This window comes from Neisseria flava (assembly GCF_982712965.1).
On record NZ_CEXQBZ010000061.1, the window covers coordinates 1 to 8,290 of the forward strand.

Here is an 8,290-nt window from a genome sequence, read left to right on the forward strand (position 1 = left end):
AAACGCCAAGTGTTTTATTCTTGAATCTGTTCAAACCACTAGTACCATAGTGTTGCACTTGAAATCCGAATCCAAGGACGTTTCTGTTTAACGGGAAAAATAAAAACAGGATGAGGCCTTTGCAATAACATAAGTTATAGTGGATTAACTTTAAACCAGTACGGCGTTAAGTTGCCTTGCCGTACTATCTGTACTGTCTGCGGCTTCGTCGCCTTGTCCTGATTTAAAGTTAATCCACTATATTTCAGCTATCCTTTCATCACAGGTTTGACGGTATATTACCTATTTCCCCACAAACCGTAGATATTTGAGAAAACTCTTTATCGGCTGGTAATTAGCCTGCTGCTTATCCCGACTCCGAGTTACTGTAATTTTTGATATGGCAAACATCCGAAACGTCGTCTGAAAACGGGCAATCCGTTTTCAAACGACGTTTTATCAAACACGATAAACCTCTTTCGACTACCCACGGATCAATCATCCCAGGCGTTCATCGTCCTCTCCCGCCAAACCGTGCAGCAACAATCCCAATATATCCTGCGGCAGTTTTTGCGGAGCAGCGGCATAAAGCGCGGCCAGTTGCGGATGGCGCATCAATATATCCGCCTGACGGATGAACAGGTCGATGAGTTCCACCGGCAAATCGGGCTGAATCAGGCGGCGTTGTTGCAGGGTGTGGAAGAAGCTGCGCATAAAGGCGTATTTTTCTTCGTTCAACTCATGGAAAAACCGCTCCAGCTCCAAATCGGTGTTTTCTTCGATGTCACGCAGGAAGGCGGCGGAATAGAGTTCTTCAAACGATTGTTTTTGTAGGACAAACACGGCTTCGGCGGCTTCGCGCAGGTTGCATTGCCGTGCAAGCAGCGCCTCAAATTCGGCACGGACGCGGTTTTTCTGTTCGGTAACGATTTCCTGCAAGAGCGCGTTTTTGCCGCTGTAATATTTGTAAAAGGTAACGCGGCTGACGGCGGCCTCGGCACAGATTCCGCCTACGGATACGGCGGAAAAGCCGTGTTCGCGGAACAGGCGGCGGGCGGTGTCGGCGATGGTTTGTTGTTTGCTGGCGGTCATGACGGTAGGAAGGTTTTGATTTTGTTCATAAAGGGTTTTCATTAAAGTTATCCGCAAGTCGGATACTCATCATATTTCCCCACGACGGCAATGGCAATACGGCGGCGTTTCAGACGACCTCTTTCCTTATCCCGCCGCTCCGCCCTGCGGACAGGGGGCTGTCGGATGCTTAGCAGGTCAAAATCATAAAGGTTACAGAATCGCCCTCCCCCAACCTTCTCCCGCCGAACGGGAGAGGGAATTGTTTTTTAGATGGTTCACTATAAAAAGGGGGGATGTAAAGTGAATGATAAATACTTGCATTCCTGTTTTTTGTTTCTTATACTTTACATTAATAGTTTGTTTTATGTAAATGTGTAAACAACAAATATTTGCATACTGCCGGAGCGGTTGGATTGTCTGATGTTCAATCCGCCCCGACGTATGTCGTCTGAAAGGATAAGGAAATGCAGAAACACACCCTCCGCCGCCTCCCCCTATTGATTGCCGCCGCCTTTGCCTCCGAATGGATTTATGCCGCCGATACGGCGCAAGATGCGGAACAAGTGCAGTTGGAAGAAGTCGTCGTCACCGGCGAACGCACCAACCGCAGCGGCTTTGAAACCGCCACATCCAACCGCGTTTTCACCGCGCCGAACATCGACCGCAGCGGCCACAATCTTTCCGCAACCGACTTGCTCAAACAGACCGTGAACACGGTGGACTTGGGCAGCGGCAACGATTTGCCGACCGTGCGCGGCGTGGACGGCTCCGGCCCCGCCGTCGGCGCAGTGGCGTTTTTCGCGGGCACGCGGCCGCGCCTGAACCTGTCCATAGACGGCCGCTCCGCCACTTACAATGAATTCGCCTTCGGCACGCAGTCGCTGTGGGACATGCAGCAAGTGGAAGTCTTGCGCGGGCCACAAAGCCATGTGCGCGGGCAGAACGCGGTGGCGGGCGCGGTGGTGATGCGTTCCAAAGATCCGACCAACGAATGGGAAGGCGCGCTGCGCTTGGGTTTTGGCAACCAAAAAACGCGTAATGTCGCCGGCGCAGTGTCCGGTCCGATTGTGAAAAACAACCTTGCCTTCCGCCTGAGCGCGGAGCGGCAGCAGCGCGAAAGCTACGAACCGTTCGTGTCCTACGAACCGACCGGCAACCCGCGCCGTGTGGAAAACACCAACGTGCGCTTCAAACTCCTGCTCACGCCCGAAAACCATCCCGATTTTTACAGCCGCCTGACGCTGAACCACATCCGTTCGCGCGCACCGCAAAACGAAATCATGGGCAATACCGCCAGCCGCCGTTTTTTAAAAGAAAAGCCCGTGTTCGTAACCGGCTCGACATCGGGCATCTGGGACGTATCGTGGCAGCTTAACGACTATCTGAAACTGGAAAACAAACTGGTTTACGGCCGCTACCACAACGAGCGGCTGCACCTGCCGATGACCGTCAGCCCGCAAGGCGTGCCCGCCGAACTCAAAGGCCGCGAACTGCAATGGGAGCCGGTATTGCATTTTTCAAACAAAGGTCGTCTGAAAGGCCTTGCCGGGCTGCACTACTTCCGCAGCAAACAAGACGAATGGGTAGATATCCGCAGCGTCGGCGGCCGCAACACCTTTGATGACCGCAACAGTGTGCGCGCCCTGTTTGCCGAAACCACATACAGCCCCAGCGAAAAATGGGACATCACAGCCGCCGCCCGCCTTGAAAAAGAAACGCACAAACGAAGCGGCGGCAGCGGCGCACTGCACCTTGATTTAGACAAAGGCCAGACCGTATTCCTGCCCAAAATCGACATCGCCTTCAAACCCACCGACCAATGGGTCAGCGGCATCAAAGCCGCGCGCGGCTACAACCCCGGCGGCGCGGGCATCACCTTCGGCCGCCCCGTCGTAACCTACACTTATGAGCCCGAATATGTGAACAACTACGAGTGGTACACCCGCTGGCGCAGCGCAGACCGCCGCCTGCAACTCTCCGGCAACCTGTTCCTAAACCACTACCGCGACATGCAGCTCCCCTTCTATCTCGGCACCAACTCCGTCGTCATCCGCAACGCCAAAAAAGTCCATACCTATGGCGTAGAACTTGCCGCCGACTGGCAGGCCACCGACAGCCTGAAACTCACCACCGGACTGGGACTGCTCAACACCAAAATCAAAAGCTATCCCAACAGCGGCATCGAAGGCAACAAACTCGGCCGCGCGCCCAAATACACCGCCAACATCGGCGTGAAATACCTGAACGACAAAGGCTGGGAAGCCGGCGGCGACGTGCGCTTCTACGGCGGCTACTATTCCGCCGCCGACAATGCCGAATCAGGCAAAATCGGCGCGTACAACCAAGTCAACCTCTACACCGCCTACAACTTCAAACAAGGCCGCGTCTCGCTCTACGCCGACAACGTGTTCAACCGCCGCCGCCCCATATTCATTTCCAGCGCCGACCGCCAAGACGCGCTCTACCAACGCCCCAGAAGCGTGGGCGTGAGCGCGGAATGGAAGTTTTAGGCGGAGCTGAAATGATGGAGGTCGTCTGAAACGGCCGTAACAACCGATTATCGTCATTAGCTTACGCAAGTCCGCTTCGCTACCCCCGCGCAGGCGGGAATCCAGACCTATCCGCACAGAAACTTATCGGATAAAGAAGTGCCCTTGAGTCTCCATTCTGGATGCCTGCCTGCGCGGGAATGACGGCACAAGAAGTCTAATAAAAAGCCAAGCATAAATGCCCAACTATTGACCTACCCTGCTTCCCCAAAACACCCAAAGGAACCCCATGCACTACTTCACCCCTGCCAAAACCCTGCCCGAAGGCACTGTCTACCTGACCGACCTGACCCACGTCGCCGACTTCGCCGACTGGCTGGCCGAATTCGAAACCCTGTTAGACCAAAACCGCCGCTTCGCCACCGTCTGCACCCCCATGCGGCGGCAGGTGAGCGACGAACAGCGCATTGCCGACCGCAAAACCTACATCGAATGGATAAAGGCACACCGGCCGCAACTCGCCGAACGCTGCGCCGCCATGCTCCTCATCGAACCCGACGCGGCGCAACTGGCTTTCTTCCGCGAACAATCGTCCAAACTCGCTCCCGCGCTGGGCGTGAACTACATCGTTGAAGCCGACGAGCAAACCGCCCTGCAAAAGGCAGAAGAAGCATTGAAGGTCGTCTGAAAACAGAATCCATGCTCCGGCAGCGGCTTTATAGTGGATTAACTTTAAATCAGGACAAGGCGACGAAGCCGCAGACAGTACAGATAGTACGGAACCGATTCACTTGGTGCTTCAGCACCTTAGAGAATCGTTCTCTTTGAGCTAAGGCGAGGCAACGCCGTACTGGTTTAAAGTTAATCCACTATATCATTGAGATTCTGGCGCATTCTGTTATTTGCAATCCCTCCCAAAAAACTTTCCTCAAGCCCTATGAACTGGAAAAAGTTTTCGTATCCATCCCAATGTAAAAGGTCGTCTGAAACCTTAAACCTGGTTTTCAGACGACCTTTTAAAGCATGCCCCAATACTATATGGGTAGCCTAATTAATCCAATTGCGCCACAGAAACAGGAAGCCCGCGGACAGAAGCCAGTATGGTATTTGCCGATTTCTGCTGCTGACGGAACGCAGCCATGTTGGTTGGCGTCAGCTTAGGTGTCGGCAGGGCAACCGTAGTCGGGTTGACAGGCTGACTGTTCACCCGTGCTTCATAGTGCAGATGCGGACCAGTAGAACGTCCCGTCGTACCAACAAATCCGATCACTTCGCCTGCACGCACCGTACCTTGGGCAGGGGTAAACGCGCTCATATGCCCGTATAAGGTTTCAACGCCGTTAGAATGGCGGATCATAACGGTATTACCGTAGCCGCCCTTCCAGCCTTTGAAGGTAATCACGCCGTCAGCGGTCGCTTTAATCGGCGTACCGGAAGGAGCCGCGTAGTCAATACCGGTATGCATACGGACGGTATGCAAAACGGGGTGGACCCGGTAACCGAATGGCGATGAAATGCGCGTATAGACGACAGGTTCGATGTTGAAGCCCGCTTTTTGCTGGAGCGATTTACCGCTTTGATCATAATAGCTGCCGCTCTCTTCGTCGCCTTTACCCTGGCTGTAATAATAGGCTTGATGGTTTTTACCGCCTTTGACGATTTCAGCCGCCAGAATATTGCCCGTACCCATTTGTTGTCCGCGGAAATACATACTGTCATACAGCAATCGTATTACATCGCCTTCTTTCAAATCCTCCAAGCTCAGTACGTCGGAGAAAATTTCGCTCAGCGACTCGCGGATTTCGACAGGAATTTCCGCCTGCGCCATTGCACCGCGTGCGGAAGTGCGGACAACGACGGAACGCAGGGTCGGCATGGTCTTCATATCCACTTCTGAAGTAGAAGCCTGCCATTTGCCTTTGACTTTTTCCAAAGCGACAAGGTTGCGCTCAAGCTCTTCATCCGTGAAAAACTGTACGTCGGTAACTTGTCCCGAAGCATCGATGCGGATATTGACAGACTGGTTGGCGCGCAAATGTTGCATATCGCGTTCCGCACTGTTTTTCGCCATGATTTGCTTGATGTCGGTTTGGGGCACACCCATGCGGGTAAGTACATCGGCGAGGGAATCGCCCTGCTGAACAACTTCTTGCGCCCAGTAACTGGACTGAAAATTACCGGCTTCAACATAAACCGCCGGCAGTTCTTCAGAAACGCGCTCGACTTTGAATCCTTGATACTCGGGAACAGGTTCGGTTACTGCATAGGCAGTCATCGCGCCGGAAACAGGCAAAAGGATGCCCAACAGAGACCAACGGATAGGTTTGTTGTGCCAAAATCGGCGCAATAAGGGAAATCGGGTTGTTTCGATCACGAATTATCCTTTTAATGCGGCGGTGCGGCTGCTTTATCAATCCGCACGGGCAATGTGATTTTCATTTAAAAGAAGGCTGTCTGCTATTTATCCGTCTTTCAGACGACCTTTTTCATATTTCGGCAAACAGCACAATGGGGAACCAAGGGCGTATTATCAAGGCTATTGTTTTGATTTACACCCGTTTTTTCTGAAATTTACGTCCGTAATTATATCACAATCGCGTATATTGCCTCAAACACCCCATCCCATAGCCATTTGGGAATGGCCGGCATTCTCCCTTAAAATGATGCTTTTTCCCAACCTGCCGCCCGCCATGAACCTGACCCTTGCCATTCCGTCGCTTAACCGCCAAAGCGACGAATCCGTCCCCCCTCTTGCCCTGCCAGCCTTCAACCGTCTGCTTCGCTTCGGACATTTACACAAACAAGCAGTTGAAACATCAAAATTTTACGGGCGTTATTTATGGGACGGCAGCCTGCTCGAACATGCAAAAACTGCTGCAAACGTTCCACAGCAACAACCTGCTGCATTAGCTTCCCCGCTATGGCAGCAGATGGGTTTGCACCAAGTTAGCGTCGTTGGCGGTGAATATATCGATATTGCCACTGACGAGGCAGACAGATTGTGTCGCGAACTGTCCGATTTTTATCAGGACGAGGGTTGGCGGTTCGTCCCCGTTCGCCCCGATTTGTGGCTTGTCTTATTACCCAATCCGCAAGACTGGCAAATTAAGCCTGCATTGGATATTTACGGACAAATGGGGTCGTCTGAACAAGCATCAGGCAAAGATAGCGGACAATGGCTGGCCAAGCAGACAGAAATCCAAATGTGGCTGCACCAACACCCAATCAACAACATTCGCAACCAACTCGGAACACCGCCGATAAACGGTCTGTGGCTGTGGCATGATATTCAAGGGACGCAGCAATCACCCTCCCTTTTCTCCGACAGCCCGTGGGCGCAATTTGCCTCCGGCCGCGTAGATGTACCATACGACTTTCGTGCCTTTGCCTCTTGGATGCAAGAAACAGGAACAGACACTGCTGTCATTTTTATGGATGATTTGGCCGTTACCGGATCGACGGCAGACGTACTGGCCTACCAAGATATTTTGCAGGATTGGGAACAACGCTGGTTTCACCCGATTTGGCAGGCGCTGCACACAGGTCGTCTGAAAAATCTGACCTTGATGACCGATGGGGAAAACGGCGGCGCATTAACACTCACACCGAAATCGCGTTGGAAATTTTGGCGGGCGGAAAAAACGTTTACAGGGATTTGGTAAATTGAATCACCAAAGGTCGTCTGAAAAAGTCGTTATGTGATTTAAGTTTTAGAAGAAATCCAACTTCCATCATCCTTCCAGCCATGAATTTCAAATAAAACCAATTTATCCCTCATACAAGATATAAAAAAGGTCGTCTGAAACCCTATTTTGGATTTCAGACGACCTTTGCTTCAGCTAAGAGCCGTTAGCTTACCACTGGTACAACGCACCTGCTCCGACACCGACGTGGCCGTCTGTGTTGGCAGAGAAGTTGCCTTTAACAACCCAGTTACCGCCGTCGCTCATCGCAGACACGCCGATTGCCATGGCGGATTGACCACCGTAGTAGCCGCTACCCACGCCGATACCGGTCGCACCCGGACGGGTTACTTGCGGAATCGAGCCTTGTGCAATCGCACCCGCTACACCTGCGTAGGCTTTTTTGCCGACGTTTGCAATGTTGTTTTGCAGAGCGTTACCCATGCCGACAAGCTGGTTCAGGTTGACCGCATCGGTACCTTCTTTCGCCGGAGCGACGTTGGTAATGCGTTGTCCGCCGTTGTTCAGACCAATTGGGCTGAGGCTGACGGTATTCGCCGGATTGTACGCAGTTGGCGCACCAATACTAATGCCTTGAGCGTTAACGGTTACGCCGCCTGTCGTGACGCTGTCTACTTTCAGGTCTTTGTTGAGGCCGACCTGAATGCCGTTCGAACCTGCGGTGGTGGTGATGTTGGCATCGCCTTTAACGGCTACGGTATCACCCAGTTTGTTGGCAACGGTCGTACCGCTGTCACCTGCGAAGCTGATGCCTTTGTTGTCTACTGCGTCTTTCGCCGCTACGCCTTTGGCGATGTCGTCTTTGACGGCTTTAGACAGGTCAACCGCGTAGTCGGTTACGTTGTTGGCATCTTTTTTGCCTTTGGTCACGACGATTTTGTCGGAACCTGCGGAGACGCTCGCACCATCAGCATTAATGGTGTAAACAGTTTGTTTGTTCGCACCTTGTTTGCTGCTGACGCTGGCAATGTTGGTACCGGCTTCGACTTCTGTCTTAGCAGCAGCGGTCAGACGGTTCAACTGTCCAACATTTACTGCATCAGT

General features: G+C 52.6%; 6 protein-coding genes. 3 read left to right on the forward strand and 3 right to left on the reverse strand.

Features of this window, described 5'->3' with window-relative positions:
* Nucleotides 1-477: 477 nt before the first annotated feature.
* The gene (locus AC5M9B_RS03760) at nt 478-1,113 is read right to left on the reverse strand and encodes a TetR/AcrR family transcriptional regulator (protein WP_016688381.1); all 636 of its coding nucleotides are present in this window, start codon (nt 1,111-1,113) and stop codon (nt 478-480) included.
* A gap of 404 nt (nt 1,114-1,517) precedes the next feature.
* On the opposite strand from AC5M9B_RS03760, the gene AC5M9B_RS03765 reads away from it, so the two are divergent.
* Both AC5M9B_RS03765 and AC5M9B_RS03770 read left to right on the forward strand, forming a co-directional pair.
* Nucleotides 1,518-3,563, forward strand: a complete 2,046-nt coding sequence (locus AC5M9B_RS03765; RefSeq protein WP_487648275.1) for a TonB-dependent receptor — start codon at nt 1,518-1,520, stop codon at nt 3,561-3,563.
* Between the two features lie 268 nt (nt 3,564-3,831).
* Nucleotides 3,832-4,230, forward strand: a complete 399-nt coding sequence (locus tag AC5M9B_RS03770; RefSeq protein ID WP_070656493.1) for an extensin — start codon at nt 3,832-3,834, stop codon at nt 4,228-4,230.
* A gap of 363 nt (nt 4,231-4,593) precedes the next feature.
* On the opposite strand, the gene AC5M9B_RS03775 is transcribed toward AC5M9B_RS03770, so the two are convergent.
* Complete coding sequence (locus AC5M9B_RS03775; RefSeq protein ID WP_070655383.1) at nt 4,594-5,889, reverse strand: M23 family metallopeptidase; 1,296 nt, start codon at nt 5,887-5,889, stop codon at nt 4,594-4,596.
* Between the two features lie 313 nt (nt 5,890-6,202).
* On the opposite strand from AC5M9B_RS03775, the gene AC5M9B_RS03780 reads away from it, so the two are divergent.
* Nucleotides 6,203-7,204, forward strand: coding sequence for a hypothetical protein (locus AC5M9B_RS03780; RefSeq protein WP_083310406.1), 1,002 nt, complete (start codon nt 6,203-6,205; stop codon nt 7,202-7,204).
* Between the two features lie 192 nt (nt 7,205-7,396).
* Here AC5M9B_RS03780 and AC5M9B_RS03785 read toward each other — a convergent pair.
* Nucleotides 7,397-8,290: YadA family autotransporter adhesin (locus AC5M9B_RS03785; RefSeq protein WP_487648276.1), on the reverse strand; the 894-nt coding region annotated here is incomplete at its 5' end.

What these genes read in the sequence shown, in the direction of transcription:
- AC5M9B_RS03760 (WP_016688381.1), bottom strand. Translation starts at nt 1,113, where the DNA reads ATGAAAACCCTTTATGAACAAAATCAAAACCTTCCTACCGTCATGACC.
- AC5M9B_RS03765 (WP_487648275.1), top strand. Translation starts at nt 1,518, where the DNA reads ATGCAGAAACACACCCTCCGCCGCCTCCCCCTATTGATTGCCGCCGCC.
- AC5M9B_RS03770 (WP_070656493.1), top strand. Translation starts at nt 3,832, where the DNA reads ATGCACTACTTCACCCCTGCCAAAACCCTGCCCGAAGGCACTGTCTAC.
- AC5M9B_RS03780 (WP_083310406.1), top strand. Translation starts at nt 6,203, where the DNA reads ATGATGCTTTTTCCCAACCTGCCGCCCGCCATGAACCTGACCCTTGCC.